At 38.0% G+C, this 14,354-nt stretch carries 17 protein-coding genes; 9 read left to right on the top strand and 8 right to left on the bottom strand.

Translation table 11 applies throughout. The features are described from left to right. Positions 1-839: 839 nt before the first annotated feature. Positions 840-1,031, bottom strand: coding sequence for a twin-arginine translocase TatA/TatE family subunit (gene tatA, locus OQ267_RS07755; RefSeq protein WP_088300856.1), 192 nt, complete (start codon positions 1,029-1,031; stop codon positions 840-842). Between the two features lie 200 nt (positions 1,032-1,231). On the opposite strand from tatA, the gene OQ267_RS07750 reads away from it, so the two are divergent. From OQ267_RS07750 to OQ267_RS07715, 8 genes are all read left to right on the top strand, one after another. Then, positions 1,232-1,762: an OmpA family protein gene (locus OQ267_RS07750; protein WP_088301345.1), complete on the top strand. Its 531-nt coding sequence runs from the start codon at positions 1,232-1,234 to the stop codon at positions 1,760-1,762. A 187-nt stretch (positions 1,763-1,949) separates the two neighbouring features. Continuing rightward, the gene (locus OQ267_RS07745; RefSeq protein ID WP_265835452.1) at positions 1,950-2,759 is read left to right on the top strand and encodes an alpha/beta fold hydrolase; all 810 of its coding nucleotides are present in this window, start codon (positions 1,950-1,952) and stop codon (positions 2,757-2,759) included. A 581-nt stretch (positions 2,760-3,340) separates the two neighbouring features. Continuing rightward, positions 3,341-3,967 carry a hypothetical protein gene (locus tag OQ267_RS07740; protein WP_265835451.1) on the top strand — a complete coding sequence of 209 codons (627 nt, stop codon included), beginning with the start codon at positions 3,341-3,343 and terminating at the stop codon, positions 3,965-3,967. Between the two features lie 136 nt (positions 3,968-4,103). Then, a complete protein-coding gene (locus tag OQ267_RS07735) occupies positions 4,104-5,453 on the top strand; it encodes a M28 family metallopeptidase (protein ID WP_265835450.1) in 1,350 nt (449 codons plus the stop codon). A 42-nt stretch (positions 5,454-5,495) separates the two neighbouring features. Continuing rightward, a complete protein-coding gene (locus tag OQ267_RS07730; RefSeq protein ID WP_265817085.1) occupies positions 5,496-5,969 on the top strand; it encodes a TspO/MBR family protein in 474 nt (157 codons plus the stop codon). Positions 5,970-6,018: 49 nt separating this feature from the next. After that, positions 6,019-8,316, top strand: a complete 2,298-nt coding sequence (locus tag OQ267_RS07725; protein ID WP_253248992.1) for a patatin-like phospholipase family protein — start codon at positions 6,019-6,021, stop codon at positions 8,314-8,316. Beyond that, positions 8,313-8,843: a hypothetical protein gene (locus tag OQ267_RS07720; protein WP_265817082.1), complete on the top strand. Its 531-nt coding sequence runs from the start codon at positions 8,313-8,315 to the stop codon at positions 8,841-8,843. Before OQ267_RS07725 ends, OQ267_RS07720 begins: the two co-directional genes overlap by 4 nt. Before the next feature lie 35 nt (positions 8,844-8,878). Further along, complete coding sequence (locus OQ267_RS07715) at positions 8,879-9,802, top strand: exopolyphosphatase (RefSeq protein ID WP_265835449.1); 924 nt, start codon at positions 8,879-8,881, stop codon at positions 9,800-9,802. On the opposite strand, the gene OQ267_RS07710 is transcribed toward OQ267_RS07715, so the two are convergent. Beyond that, complete coding sequence (locus tag OQ267_RS07710) at positions 9,788-10,468, bottom strand: hypothetical protein (protein ID WP_265835448.1); 681 nt, start codon at positions 10,466-10,468, stop codon at positions 9,788-9,790. The two genes, OQ267_RS07715 and OQ267_RS07710, sit on opposite strands and share 15 nt — an antisense overlap. 93 nt (positions 10,469-10,561) lie before the next feature. Here OQ267_RS07710 and OQ267_RS07705 point away from each other — a divergent pair, with 93 nt between their 5' ends. Continuing rightward, complete coding sequence (locus OQ267_RS07705; protein ID WP_265835447.1) at positions 10,562-10,813, top strand: hypothetical protein; 252 nt, start codon at positions 10,562-10,564, stop codon at positions 10,811-10,813. 136 nt (positions 10,814-10,949) lie between these two features. Here the strand turns inward: OQ267_RS07705 and OQ267_RS07700 are convergent, their stop codons facing one another. From OQ267_RS07700 to OQ267_RS07675, 6 genes are all read right to left on the bottom strand, one after another. After that, complete coding sequence (locus OQ267_RS07700; RefSeq protein ID WP_265835446.1) at positions 10,950-11,519, bottom strand: Maf family protein; 570 nt, start codon at positions 11,517-11,519, stop codon at positions 10,950-10,952. Positions 11,520-11,587: 68 nt separating this feature from the next. Beyond that, entirely contained in the window at positions 11,588-11,968 is a 381-nt protein-coding gene (locus tag OQ267_RS07695; protein ID WP_265835445.1) for a hypothetical protein, read from the bottom strand. Between the two features lie 258 nt (positions 11,969-12,226). Further along, positions 12,227-12,754 carry a KdsC family phosphatase gene (locus tag OQ267_RS07690; RefSeq protein ID WP_088300867.1) on the bottom strand — a complete coding sequence of 176 codons (528 nt, stop codon included), beginning with the start codon at positions 12,752-12,754 and terminating at the stop codon, positions 12,227-12,229. A 73-nt stretch (positions 12,755-12,827) separates the two neighbouring features. Beyond that, positions 12,828-13,070 (bottom strand): Fe-S cluster assembly protein IscX, encoded by a 243-nt coding sequence (gene iscX, locus OQ267_RS07685; RefSeq protein ID WP_088300868.1) that lies wholly within the window; start codon positions 13,068-13,070, stop codon positions 12,828-12,830. 144 nt (positions 13,071-13,214) lie between these two features. Next, positions 13,215-13,547, bottom strand: a complete 333-nt coding sequence (locus OQ267_RS07680) for a 2Fe-2S iron-sulfur cluster-binding protein (RefSeq protein ID WP_088300869.1) — start codon at positions 13,545-13,547, stop codon at positions 13,215-13,217. A gap of 40 nt (positions 13,548-13,587) precedes the next feature. Continuing rightward, positions 13,588-14,352 (bottom strand): Rossmann-like and DUF2520 domain-containing protein, encoded by a 765-nt coding sequence (locus tag OQ267_RS07675; protein ID WP_265835444.1) that lies wholly within the window; start codon positions 14,350-14,352, stop codon positions 13,588-13,590. Positions 14,353-14,354: the final 2 nt, after the last annotated feature.

Genomic DNA, 14,354 nt, shown 5'->3' with positions numbered 1-14,354 from the left:
TGTTCAATCTGCCCAAGTTTTGAAAAGGTTTAATGTAAAGCATTTAAACATAGATTTTATCAGGAAAAGATGCTTGTATTTATTTTAAAATAATTTTCGTATCACTTATCATACTTCATATAAATCAAAATGTTGTAGGTTTTCAGGGCAATGTGTAGTGCTTTTATACACAGCACATTGAGATCATAAACTCAAATCATCGATGGCATGGCTGCGAATTTAGACTTGATGAGTTTTAAAAATTAATCCTGCACTAACCGGAAATTTATAAACCGGAAACAAGCGATAGCAGATAATGCCAATAATAAAATGATGAATTCCCGAAACAAAAAAAGCCGAAACATTTTTTTGTTTCGGGAAAATTTGTTTCCAAAATCCGAAACGTTTTTTCTGGAAACAAAAATTTGTTTCGCTAAAAAACGTTTCAACATTCGCATTACATACAATAAATGGACTTTTTTGAAAAAAACACGCCTGAATAATAGTCAATAATCATGATTAAATTAAAAATTTCGGGATATTTGAATAGTAGTACTAATCATACAATCAGACTAAATTAATAATTAGTACCTCGCCAACCACATAAGTTTTGGATCACATGCTTATATCTTTCAGGAGGAGGATTTGGAGGGGAATTTTTAACCTCTGCCAATGAGATTATTTCGGCTTATAAAAAGCTTTATAATTGGTTTTCTAATGCTAATGAATGGATAAATTCTTATAAAACAAAAGGAAACCGGTGCATGGTATTAAATCAGATAAATTAATTTCTTAAATAATACAGCAACAAACCTTACCGGTTTTAAAACTAGTAAGGTTTGTTGGTTATCATAAAAAATTTATTTCGTTTTTTCATTAACCGGGGCGGGAACGGGTTCATCCTGCTGGCCTTGCTTAAATTCTTTAATTCCTTTACCCAGGCCTTTCATCAGTTCCGGAATTTTCTTTCCTCCAAACAATAATAATATGGCTATGCCAAGGATAATCATTTCCGGGCCGCCCAATAATGCGGCAATTGTAAAATCTTTCATAGGTTCTCTGTTTCTGGTATTTTCATATACGACAGAAACCAGCCTTTGGTTTTTACCTGATGATCAGCTTTTCCGATAGAATTGCACCATCCGTTTTCATCTCCGGCCTTCCTCAACATAAGTTCTTTTAAAAAGAATCGTTATAGCTATAATCGGAATTTTGTATGTTTGATTTGAACAAAACCTTAACACCAAAAAAAATGAACATCAGTAAAAACATTTTATTCACCTCACTTATCGCATTATCAACACTAAGCATGTATTCATGCAAAACCAAAAAACTGGCAGCCAAACCAGCACCTGCACCGGTAGCTCAACCAGCTCCACCTGCAGAAGCCAAAAAACCGGCACCTGAGCCTGAAAAAGAACCTGAAGCAGCGCCATCAGATCAGCCAAACTTCAATCTGGATAATATTCAGTTTGAGTTTAATTCCTTTGTGCTCAAAACCTCTTCTTTTTCTATTTTAGACAAAGCGGTAGCAGAAATGAAAAAATCGCCAAATACCCAGTTTGTATTGAATGGTCACTCTTCTGCAGAAGGTAGTCCGGAGCATAACATGTCGCTTTCAGTAGATCGTGCAAATGCTGTTAAATCATATTTTGTAAATGCAGGTTTAAGTGCCGATCGTTTTACCATTGTAGGCCATGGGGAAAAAGAACCCATCAGCACCAATAATACCGAAGAAGGAAGAACCTTAAACAGAAGAACGGAGATTAAGATTAAAAATTAATCGCATCCTTCCACAGTAAATATTAACCTGAACATGCAATAACTGAATAGCATACCCGGTATGCCCAACCGCAGTTCATTGCATGTTTTTTCTTTTCATTCATTATTTTATTTTATTTCTGTTTCCGATCAACAATATTTAATTTCATTGAATATCCCCACATTGAGCTGAATTAAACCCGAATATTGTGCATCCCGTTTTAGTTAGAAATAATATTAAAATTCTTGGTGAAGGTAGCCAGATCATTGTTTTTGCACATGGTTTTGGCTGTACACAAAGCACCTGGAAATACATTACCCACTCTTTTCTGAAAGATTATAAGGTGATTTTGTTTGACTATGTAGGATCTGGAAACACCGACATCAGTCAGTATGATTACCACAAATATGCTACTTTAGAAGGTTATGCCTGCGACGTTCTTGATATCATAGCTGCACTTCAGCTTCAGGAAATTATTTTTGTCGGCCACTCGGTTAGCGCCATGATCGGGATGATTGCCGCAATACAAAAACCAGATGTTTTTAAGAAATTGATTTTTATCGGGCCTTCCCCTAAATACCTGAATGATCAACATTATATTGGCGGATTTAAAACTGAAGATATAGCAGCCCTTTTTAACCATATTGTAAACGATTATTCCGGATGGGCCAAAGCGATTTCACCAGCTGTGCTGGATTGTCCTCATAAACCTGAATTAACAGAATTTTTAATTGAATGCTTCGAAGAAACCAATCCCAGTATTGCATTGGCCTTTGCCATGGCTACCTTTAAAACAGATTGCCGGGAAAAATTAAAAGAACTATCCGTTCCAAGCCTGACTTTAGCCATGGCCAATGATCCGCTGGTTCCACTGCATATAGGCGAATACATCAGGGAGTATACACCCAATAATTTTTTAGTTGTGATGAAGGCCACCGGTCACTTCCCACAGATTTGTGAACCGGAAGAAACCGTGAAAGAAATCAAAAAATTTATTATGGATGAACACATGTGCTAAATCATAATAATATCTTCTTTACTTATGCTCTGAAGAAATTGTTGAATATATTGTTCAGACATCAGGATTTAGTGCCCTAATTCCCGCCTCTTCCATGGCAACAGCTGCACGAATAATCTTGATTAGCCACAAAGCTTGATCACTTCAAAATAATCAAGCTTTGTACTCATGAGATTTTTAATTTTCCTGTTTTCCAAAAATAGCTGTTAAAATGCCATGTAAAATAGGTTGAATGATAACAACGACGCCTCCTTCTCAAATGTGATATATAATTTTTAAAGGAGAGATAAAAATTATAAGGTTCAATCATTATTATAGCATTTTCGAATAATCATATTCTTCCAATATAATACCGCACTTGTTGGCATATTATTTGTAACAAAGGCAACGACATTCAAAATGAATGATATGATCATCAATATAATGAACAAAATGAATAAATCTGTTCATTTTAAAAACCAGACAAAATATAAACCCGTATATAAGCCAAAATCATTTATTATTTATGCTCCTCTGGCGCTTTTGGGCATGAATAAACTGAATGGATAACTATAATTTATCATCATAAAAAAATAACACACATGAACACTATCAAAAAAATCGTCGTTTTCTCGTTAATTATCTTTTCTGCATCGGCCAGTAATGCACAAAATGGTATGCGTGAACCTATCAATTATTCGTTAAAAAATGGTATGAAAATTATCGTTTCAGAAAATCAAAAGTCCCAGGGTGCATTTTCGAGTTTTACCTTAGATACCAGAGCATTTCAAAATAAGAAGGATGGCATTGTAGAATTGCTTAACGCGACATTAAATGAGCGTGCCTCAAAAAATGATCAGATCCTGTTTAAAGATAACAGTGGCAGGTTGGCTACCAATAATGCCCAGCTGGAAAAAGGATTAACAGAAATGGCCTCCATCATTCAACATACTGACATCAACCAAAAAGCATTCGATAGCGGCAAAGCGACATTACTTGCCAGCTTAAAAAAACAGGATTACGATTACGACCAAACGGTAAATGAAAATACGATAAATGCCATATCGCTTGCAGATCTTCGGGCTTTTTATAATGAAATCTCACCTGAAAAAACATTTTTAACTGTTGCGGGTAATGTTGAAATGAATACGGCAAAAGCAGCCGTAAAAAAAGCATTTGGAAACTGGAAAAAAGCGAATAAAGAAGAAATTTCTTCAATAGCAAAATAATATTATCCTACTTCAAATAAAAAGCTTTCTGATTAAAATCAGGAAGCTTTTTATGCTTAAAATGTTACATGATTTTGTCCGGCTCCGGATCAGATTAATTAAACATTCAATATCTTAGCACATCAATTATCCCGCTATGAAAAAGACCGCTGCTATCATACTCTTTTCTTTTTTGATCACCTCACTTCATGCACAAACTGTAGTAAACCGAAATCAGGATATTGATCAAATGGTTAAAGCTGTGAGCCAGGATTCATTGAAGTCATATATTGCTCAAATGGTTTCCTTTGGCACCAGAAATACGTTAAGTGATATGAAAAGCAAAACCAAAGGAATTGGGGCAGCCAGAAATTGGGTGGTTGGAAAGTTTAATCAATTTGCAAAACAAGGTGATGGCCGGCTCTCGGCATATTTAGATACCACTACTTTTAAACCAGACGGTAAACGGGTAGACCAACCTACCCTATTGGGAAATGCAGTGGCCATATTAAAAGGAACTGATCCAAATGATAAAAGGGTTTATGTGGTCAGCGGGCATTTGGACAGTCGCGTTACAGATGTAATGAACCGAAGCAGTAATGCGCCCGGAGCAAACGATGATGGCAGCGGGGTAGCCGGCGTAATAGAAGCCGCAAGGATTATGAGCCGGTATAAATTTCCTGCCACCATTATTTTCGTAGCCGTTAGCGGTGAGGAACAATCGTTATTAGGTTCGGGGTTTATGGCGGATAAAGCTAAAAAAGAAGGTTGGAATGTTGATGCGATGCTTAACAACGATATGATTGGCAGCAATAACAGCAGTGAAACACAAATTATAGACAATACCCGGTTACGTGTGTTTAGTGAAGGCCTGCCGACGTACGAGCTGGATAAAAACGCTAAAAGCATCCGCCAGTTTGGATTGGAAAACGATGGTAAAAGCCGTCAGCTAGCAAGATACGTAAAGGAAGTTGGCGAACGTTATGTCGATCAGCTGGAGATTAAACTCATTTACAGAAATGACCGCTTTTTAAGGGGTGGCGACCACACGCCTTTTGTTGAAAATGGCTTTACCGCAGTAAGAATCACTGAAATGAATGAAAATTTTGATCATCAGCATCAGGATTTAAGAACGGAAAATGGCATTAAATATGGCGATTTACAAGAATTTATGGATTTTGAATACCTCAGAAAAAATACGGGTGTTAATATCGCCGTCTTGGCCAATTTAGCCAAAGCACCTTCAGCACCCATAGAAGTTAAAATAGATGTTAAAAACCTGAGCAATGCTTCACAATTATATTGGAAAGCACCGTTAAGCGGCAATGTGAAGGGTTATTATGTGCTCATGCGCGAAACCAGCAGCCCCGTTTGGGAAAAGAAATTTTTTACTTCAGCCACTAAGATAACGCTACCCTATAGTAAAGACAATTATTTATTTGCTGTACAAAGTGTTGGCCATGAAGAGAATGAAAGCCTTGCGGTTGTTCCCGGCATTGGCAGATAGAAAATATTAAGCTTTACCAAAGTTTAAGCTTATTTTTAGGCCATGAAATTTAAGCCTTTAGCATTCATTTTAAGCATACTGATCACCCTGAGTATTGGGGCATTGGGCGGTTATGCTACAGCGCAATCGGTCAGAACCTGGTATCCTTTATTAAATAAGCCCGCTTTTAATCCACCTAACTGGCTTTTTGCGCCGGTTTGGACAAGCCTGTATGTATTAATCGGAATAGCTGCTTATCTGGTTTGGGTTAAACGCGATCGCATTGTTCACTTCCCCAGAACGGTAGCCATTTATTTCATCCAGCTTATTTTAAACCTGGCCTGGTCTTTTATTTTCTTTTACCTGCATGAAATTGGTTTTGCCCTGGCAGAGATTATTGTACTCCTGGCGGTTATCATTCTTAACGCAATGATGTTTTATAAAATAGATAAATGGGCAGGGCTACTATTCATCCCCTACATACTTTGGGTTAGTTTTGCATCATTTTTAACTTATAACCTATTCATATTGAATTAATTTTAAAAGAAAATCTTATTTTAGGAGAGTGGTAGCTTTTAAAAGAATTTTGCTGATACTCTTCGTTTTATGCTATACCCAGTTGCATGCGCAAAAGGTGGGTCTTGTTTTTAGCGGTGGCGGTGCAAAGGGCCTGGCGCATATTGGCACTTTAAAGGCGCTTGAAGAAAATCACATCCCCATAGATTATATTACCGGAACATCAATGGGCGGCATTGTTGGTGCCATGTATGCCGCAGGCTATTCACCGGCAGAGATTGAGAAAATAGCATTAAGTGATGATTTTCAAAACTGGGTAAACGGGCGCTATACAAGCGATTATACTTACTATTTCCAAAAGAATGCACCCAATGCTTCTATGCTTACAGCTAAAGTGGCCATAGATACAGGGTTCCATTTTAGTTTCCGTTCCAACCTGATTAATGATATTCCTTTAAATTTTGCCTTTCTGGAACTTTTCTCACAGGCATCAGCTGTATCTAAGGATGATTTTAATAAGCTTTTTATCCCCTACCGCTGTATGGTGGCCGATGTGCTTTCTCAGAAAAGTATTACGGTGAGCAAAGGAAGTTTAGCAGAAGCAGTGCGGGCAACAATGACGGTTCCGATCATTTACCGTCCGATTAAGCTGGATGGAAAATATGTTTTTGATGGTGGTTTGTATAATAACTTCCCTGCAGATGTGATGGAAAGGGAATTTAAGCCTGATTATATGATCGGGGCCAATGTTTCTTCCAAAACCTATAATGAATATCCTAAAAATACCGATGACCGTTTAATGAACCGTTTCCTGGTGTACATGTTTTTGTCCAAATCAGACTCCACCATGATTGGAAAAAACGGCGTTTACATCCAGCCTGATCTGGCCGAATATACCGCAACTAACTTTGCCCCCGTAAAAGAACTGATTAAAAGAGGATATGATGCAACGATGGCAGATATGCCCAGAATTAAGCTATTGATCAGCAGAAGGGTCAGTGATGAGGAACTGGCAAAAAAAAGAGCCATCTTTAATTCCAAAAAACCTGATTTCAAGTTCCGTACAGTCTCTGTATCCGGCGTAAACGACCAGCAGAAAAAATATATCGAGCGCTTATTCAAAAGTGACCAGCCTACATTTAACCTGCAGGATATTAAGCGCGGCTACTATAAACTGGTTGCCGATCAGACTTTTGAAACCGTTTATCCCAAAATATCTTATCAGTCTGTTACCGATAGCTATACTTTTGAAGTGGTGGCTCAGCCCAAAAAAAGCTTTAAACTGGATTTGGGTGGCAATATATCCACCCGTCCCATCAGTAATGTTTTTCTGGGTGCCGAATACAATTATTTAAACCGCAAGGCATACACCTTTGGAACGAGCTTTTATTCCGGTCGCTTTTACGAATCGGTTCAGTTGAACGGCCGGATAGATTATCCTACGAAATTACCGCTTTTTCTGGCTGCAGAAATGACTTATAACCACTGGAATTTTTACAATACCAGCCAGATTTTTATTGAAAATCCACGTCCTATTTATATCGAGCAATCTGACCGCAAGATTGACCTGATGATGGGTGTTCCATTAAATTACAACACTAAAATAGTCCTGCACTCCAGCTTCATCAATAATACGGATCGATATAGCCCGAATAATACCTTTGCGGTGGGCGACTTACTGGATCAAACCATTTTTAATGGCTTCAGGGGTTCACTTAATCTCGAAAAAAACTCTTTAAACAGGAAACAATATGCCACCAATGGTCAAAATTTCTCTCTCAGCTTCAACTATACCACCGGCAGGGAAAATTATACGCCAGGCAACATCTTTCGCAATACACTTGGTTATGTTAAATCACCGGAAGTGAGCAGATTGCACCATTGGGGCAGTATTAAAATCACTCAGGAGAACTATTTTCTGCACCTGAAGAAGTATACGCTGGGCTATATTGTGGAAGGCGTGATTTCCAATCAGCCTTTATTCAACAATTATTACTCTACGTTGCTGGTTGCTCCTGCCTTCTACCCTATTCAGGATAGCCGTTCGCTCTTTCTCGATAAATTCAGGGCCACTACTTATGCTGCCGGAGGGATTAAAAATATTTATAGCCTTAAAAAAAATATTGATTTAAGGGCTGAAGCTTATTTATTTTTACCGCATAAGGAATTTGAACGCGTTGGCCTGCAGGATGTTGATTATGCAAAGGCCATTACAAAAATTCGCTATGCGGCAACAGCCGGAGTGGTTTATCATACACCGCTTGGCCCCGTAAGCCTGAGTTATAATTTATATAATGATGCAGTTAAAAGAAATGGTGTATTATTGCATATCGGTTATTTAATTTACAATAAACGTTCTATCGAATGAAACAATTAATCTTATTTTGCTCACTTTGTTTGGTGGCTTTCATCAGCTCGGCACAAACCGCAACCATTAACAATTTCCTGGTGAAGGAAAATTTAATTAAAAATAATAAGCTCGCCATTATTGCCGCCGATTCGCTGAATGTTCCGAATGAAAATATTAATGGGACATATACCTTTAGCGTAAGTGGTTTTACCCAGGTTCTTAAATTCAATGATGGCATCGCAGTATTGCCCTTGCCCATAGATAAATCTACTTTTGTTTATATCAAACATCAAAACGATTTCGGTACACATAGTAAACTTGTTTATGTATACAAAAAAGACAATGACCTGAATCCATACACCATTAATAGTTTATGGCTGTTCATCATTCCAATTGCACTCGTGATTATTGCCTTTGCCTTTAGGAAACTCATCATTTTTGTGGTGATTGCCTTCCTCGTTTTTGTGTATTTCAACCACAGTTCCGGCTTAAATATCTCTACATTTTTTGAGAGCATATTTGATGGTTTGAAAAATCTGGTCTGAAATTAAATGCTAAACACTTTAACTTATTATCAGCTATGCGTATAGCGGTTATTGATCTGGGCACCAATACCTTTCACCTCTTGATTGCGGAGGTCAGCGGGCAAAATTTTGAAGTACTTTATAAAACGAATGTCCCTGTTAAACTGGGTGAAGGACGCATCAATGACAACATCATCATTCCGGAGGCATTTGAAAGGGGAATTAACTGTCTTAAAAACTTTAAGGAAACTATCTTAAAGTTCAGGGTAGAGAAGATCAGGGCCACTGCTACATCAGCGGTGCGCAGCGCCGGCAACGGGAAAGATTTCGTATATATCGTTAAGGAACAGACAGGAATAGAGATCGAGATTTTATCCGGTGATGAGGAAGCTGCATTAATTTATGAAGGCGTAAAATTAAGCGGCGCAGTAGAAGATTTAGCCTTAATTATGGATATTGGTGGCGGTAGCGTGGAATTTATCCTATGTAATACAGAAAAATTAATCTGGAAGAAGAGCTATAATATTGGTGCAGCCCGTTTAATGCAAAGATTTTTTAAGTCAGATCCCATTTCGGATGGGGATAAAAATAATATTTTAGCACACATTCAAGAGGAACTGACAGACTTATTTACCGTATGTGCACCGTATCAGCCAAAAACATTAATCGGATCAGCGGGTGCTTTTGAAACCTTCGCCGAATTGGTGAGCAGTGCGAAAAAATCGGTCATTAATTTAGATACACTCCAATCCTATCATTTCGATTTTGATGAATATATTACCCTCTCTGTTAAGTTGATTAACTCTACGCATCAACAGCGATCAGAAATGCCGGGTATCATTCCTCTTCGGGTAGATTTAATTGTAATTGCAGCCCTCATCACCAACTACGTTCTGGGCAGACTTCAGATTAACCAGCTAATACTATCAACCTATGATTTAAAAATGGGCATGCTGTCGCAAAATTTATTCGAGGGTTAATTTTTTAGCTGGCATAATCACTCTTCCCATAATGATTGGGCTGCTTTGCAAAGCTAAATCTTTTTGCTTGACCTTGCTGTAATCGAGTATCATTGTTGCGGCAAAGCGTGCGCTCTCCACAGAAAGTACATTGCTTTTAAGATCTAAACCATATTTAAAAACAAATTCATACCGACCAGCTTCATCTGTTATTGTATGATATTTGGTGTTCAAAATGACCACACGAATTCCGGACCTGGGCTTTTTATCTAAACCTAAAATCACTCCTGATATCCTCGTCACAGTATCTGGCTTTTTATCGTCCTCTTTAACTGTAGACTGCGCTGTAATTTCTGTAGCCACGCGAGGAATAGCAGCGCTGGCATCCTGAGTAAAAATGGCTGCGCCAATGGCCAGTATACCTAGGTATTTCATCCAGTTTCTATTCGCTGGTTTAACTAATAAGTAATAGTTCAACTGATTGAGCTGCGTAACTGTTAAACGGCCACATATCGAAGTGCTGGCTTGAGTTAATACAGAAATGATTTCTGCGTTGGTATAATTCGTAAAGTCGATCACGTTTTTTGAACAGGCTGTACAGAAACCAAAACCTGATTCTTTTTCCATCTCATCCCAATGCTGAGTACAGGGTTCTGCAATGGTCACTTGTGCTGGCGAATTTTTCATCTTTTAGATTTGTTAACATGATGAAAAAGAAATCAGGATTCCATAAGTTATTTAAAATGATTTAATTGTTTTGCAATAGAAAAAACATAGCAGATGTTGTACAACTACAATTCAGTTACAATGTTGAGTAGAATCGAAAAACTTATTAATAGATTCTTATCAAAGCCCAAAGATTTAACCTGGGGGAAATTAATTACGGTACTTAGGTTTTATGGTTTCGAAGAATTGTCAGCAGGAAAAACAGGTGGCTCGAGAAGAAAATTTGCTGATAAAAATAAAGATATCATAAGTTTGCATAAGCCTCTTCCAAAAAATATTGTGAGGTATTCTTCGGAAAAATTGTAGGCATAAATGATCTTATTACGTTTGAAGACTCTTCAGTAAACCATAAAAGCAATGTTGTGGGCTGAATTAACAACATAAAGAACTTAGTAGGTTTAACTTGATTGAATCTGTATTCAAATTCAGGATTAGCTACTTATCAACCTAAGAAGTTTTTGAGCTCTTGATATAACTTTTCAGTAGGTAGCCCCATTACATTGGTGTAAGAGCCTTCAATTCGCTGTACCACTACCAATCCCCACCAATCTTGCACACCATAACTCCCGGCCTTATCATATGGCTGATAGTGATCAATATAGAAATCAATCTCCTCACTGGTAACTGACTTACAATAAACTTCAGTCCGGTCATAAAAAGAATAGATTTTATTGCCTTTAGCTAATGTCACACCCGTATAAACTTCATGTTTACGACCAGATAATTTTGCCAGCATTTCCTGAGCATGTGCACGATCTGCTGGCTTGCCTAATATTTCGCCATTTAAGGCCACGATGGTATCAGCCGTGATGACGATTTCATCATCAGCCTTAAATGCTTTTGCTTTTTGTTCTGAAATGTAAACAGCAATTTCGGCGGGAGATAATCCATCAGGATAACTTTCATCGACATCTTTCAGTACCACTTTAAAATTTAAGCCCATCAGGGTTAAAAGTTCCTGTCTGCGCGGTGATTTTGATGCCAGTATAATGGGTGGGAATGTAATTGCCATAACGTAAATTTTTGCTAAAATAATAAAAGCGACCAAAAGCCGCTTTTATTATCGAATGTTTTAAGAGATTAATTACTTCCACCCTGCATACGCTTCTGCATTTCAGCGCGTTGCTCTTTCTGCCAGGCCTCATAAGTTTTTTTCTGATCGTCATTTAGCACTGCAGAAACCTTTGTATCATTTTCCGTACGGAATTTTTGCATCTTCTCCCTCATGGCATCCCGATCAGCTCCCTGCATTTCTTCACGCATTTTTTTCATGGCTTCAGCTTGTTCTGTAAAAACAGTGGTTAGCTTTGTTTTCTGGTCATCACTCAGCTTTAGCTTTTCATCCAATAGTTTTACACGTTCTTCAGGTTTCATCATCATACCTCTTCCGCCCCCCTGTTGTGCCTGAGCGAAACCAGCTATGCCCAGCATTAATCCGCAGATCATTAATAATTTTTTCATCTTGTTGTTTTTTGAAGTTTAGATAAGTTGGAGTATTAGCAGGAAACAAAGTTTAATGGCATACTGTAACTTCAATGTTGCAAATTAAAACAGATCAATCTTTTAAGTGTAATTCTGCCACAGACAATGGATAAGATTACATTTTCGTCATTGCGAGGAGGAACGACGAAGCAATCTATTTTGCGAAGAAAGATTGCCTCACGCCATTACGGAGCCTGCCCTTCAGTTCGCAAGGACGAATTTCCCTAATGATCCAACTTACTTACCCGAATCAGCAGCATTTGGATTTTCATCGTGCCATCTGCCCTGTACTTTCATTACCTTCTCAATAATGTCTCGTGCAGCCATTTTACCTCCGTTGTAAGGAGATATAAATGTAGATATGGCCTTAATCTCCTCAGCCGCATCAGCCGGACAAGTGGGAAGCCCAACCAGTTTCATCACTTTTAAATCCGGAATGTCATCACCCATATAAAGCACTTCACTCGCGGTAATGCCTTTTTCTTTTAAATATTGGTTAAAGATCGAAACCTTATCACCAGCGGCTAAAAAAATATCACTTATGCCCAGATTGAGAAAACGTTTCCGTAAGGCAATACCATCTCCACCCGATATGATGCAAAAATGATATCCCTTCTTTACGGCCAGTTGCATGGCATAGCCATCTTTAATATTAAAAGTACGCAGTGATTCCCCGCTCTCTGTTACCTGAACAGATCCATCTGTTAATACACCATCAACATCAAAGATGAAGGTGGTAATTTCCTTTAGTTTTTGAAGAAACATTTGTGCGTATGATATTTAGCGTTAGGCGTTCGGAACCGATTCAAGACTAAGGACTCCGAACTCATGACTTACTTTACTGATTATCTCTCCATTCGTAAACCCAGGCAGATTGTATTTGCTCTAAATGCCCTTCGCTGCTTTCTTCACGGGTTCCTTTAAAGTTCGGTAATTCCAAAACCCACTCTAAAAGCTCCGTGAAACGGATGCGATAGATTTTGGCTTCGGTAAAGTCATCACCAAATTTCTCGTATAAAGACATGGCGATATCTTCATAATCATTCCAGTAAAAAGGCAAGGCAAATTTATCGTTGTTCATGTTGTTGTAAAGTTGAAGGTTAAAAGTTAAAGGTTGAAAGTTATGAGTTAAAAGTTACCGGTCTGGCGTACGACATCTATAGCTTCATCATTTTCGAAAGAATGCTGCAGACTCGAGACTAAAGACTATTGACTCCAGACTAATCTAATGTCCCATAAAGCCAGACTGATCCGGAATGGTTACTTCAATATCTCCATTGATGACTACACACTGGCAACCCAAACGGGATGTAATTTTTGGGCGAACGGCTCTATCGATAAAGTCTTCCTCTTTATCAGAAATTTCCTCCAAATTATCCATACCCTTTGTTACGTAAACATGGCATGTACTGCATCCGCAAACGCCTCCGCAATTGTGCTGAAGGTCTATTCCATTATCCAGGCAAACATCTAAAACCGATTCTCCGGCAGCTATAGGTAATTCTATAGATTCGTGATCAGCTTCTTCAAAATTTATTTTTAATTTAAAAATGCTCATAATTATATTGCAAAAATAGTAAGCTAAAGCGGTAAATATGCTATTTGTGCATTAATTTTATACTATCGCTTAAAGTTTGATAAATATGCTGTAGTTCGGGCATGTGGTTTAACATGCTCAAATGCTTGTTTAATGTGGTTTCATCTACCCTCACTGCCGGCCCGGTTTGTACATTTTCCGGTAAATTCATCATCACCTTATCTGCAGTTTCTTTAATTAAGGGTCTGATGATTTCGAAATCCAGATGGTTTACCTGAAGCAACTGATGGGCTAATGCGTACAGATGATTGGTAAAATTACAGGCAAAAACGGCTGAGAGATGCAGCACCTTCCTTTGATCTCCACCCAGGTGATATACCTTTTGACTTAATTTAGAAGCCAGGCTTTGTAAAATGCTTAAATCAGCTTCATTTGCAGCTTCAATACATAAGGGAATGTCTTCAAATGAAATTGCTTTCGATTTAGAAAAAGTTTGCAGCGGATATAAAACACCCGGATGTTTAACTTTCGATGATAACACCTGAATATCTGTAGTGCCTGAAGTATGAACAACAAGACCATTAACCATTTTCAACTGATCAGCTATGCTTTCAATCGCATCATCTTTAACCGCTATAATGTATAAATCAGCATTGGTTTTAAGTAACTTCCAATCATTAACAGGTTCACAGGGAATGCCATCGGCCAAAAATTTAGCATGATTCAGATCCTGACTATAAATCTGAAGGATCTCTTCACCCCTACTTTTTAAAGCTTGTGCAAGATGAGTCGCTACATTTCCAGCACCTATTAAAACAATCTTCATCA

The sequence above is a fragment of the Pedobacter sp. MR22-3 genome (assembly GCF_026240075.1).
GTDB lineage: Bacteria > Bacteroidota > Bacteroidia > Sphingobacteriales > Sphingobacteriaceae > Pedobacter.
Note: the sequence above shows the minus strand (reverse complement) of the source record. Positions and strands in the feature narration are given on the sequence as shown.

Coding starts and splice junctions, on each gene's coding strand:
- OQ267_RS07715 (WP_265835449.1), top strand. CDS start 8,879: ATGCGTATAGCGGTTATTGATCTGGGCACCAATACCTTTCACCTCTTG.
- OQ267_RS07700 (WP_265835446.1), bottom strand. CDS start 11,519: ATGGCAATTACATTCCCACCCATTATACTGGCATCAAAATCACCGCGC.
- OQ267_RS07720 (WP_265817082.1), top strand. CDS start 8,313: ATGAAACAATTAATCTTATTTTGCTCACTTTGTTTGGTGGCTTTCATC.
- OQ267_RS07675 (WP_265835444.1), bottom strand. CDS start 14,352: ATGAAGATTGTTTTAATAGGTGCTGGAAATGTAGCGACTCATCTTGCA.
- tatA (WP_088300856.1), bottom strand. CDS start 1,031: ATGAAAGATTTTACAATTGCCGCATTATTGGGCGGCCCGGAAATGATT.
- iscX (WP_088300868.1), bottom strand. CDS start 13,070: ATGAACAACGATAAATTTGCCTTGCCTTTTTACTGGAATGATTATGAA.
- OQ267_RS07710 (WP_265835448.1), bottom strand. CDS start 10,468: ATGAAAAATTCGCCAGCACAAGTGACCATTGCAGAACCCTGTACTCAG.
- OQ267_RS07690 (WP_088300867.1), bottom strand. CDS start 12,754: ATGTTTCTTCAAAAACTAAAGGAAATTACCACCTTCATCTTTGATGTT.
- OQ267_RS07730 (WP_265817085.1), top strand. CDS start 5,496: ATGAAATTTAAGCCTTTAGCATTCATTTTAAGCATACTGATCACCCTG.
- OQ267_RS07750 (WP_088301345.1), top strand. CDS start 1,232: ATGAACATCAGTAAAAACATTTTATTCACCTCACTTATCGCATTATCA.
- OQ267_RS07740 (WP_265835451.1), top strand. CDS start 3,341: ATGAACACTATCAAAAAAATCGTCGTTTTCTCGTTAATTATCTTTTCT.
- OQ267_RS07680 (WP_088300869.1), bottom strand. CDS start 13,547: ATGAGCATTTTTAAATTAAAAATAAATTTTGAAGAAGCTGATCACGAA.
- OQ267_RS07705 (WP_265835447.1), top strand. CDS start 10,562: ATGTTGTACAACTACAATTCAGTTACAATGTTGAGTAGAATCGAAAAA.
- OQ267_RS07735 (WP_265835450.1), top strand. CDS start 4,104: ATGAAAAAGACCGCTGCTATCATACTCTTTTCTTTTTTGATCACCTCA.
- OQ267_RS07695 (WP_265835445.1), bottom strand. CDS start 11,968: ATGAAAAAATTATTAATGATCTGCGGATTAATGCTGGGCATAGCTGGT.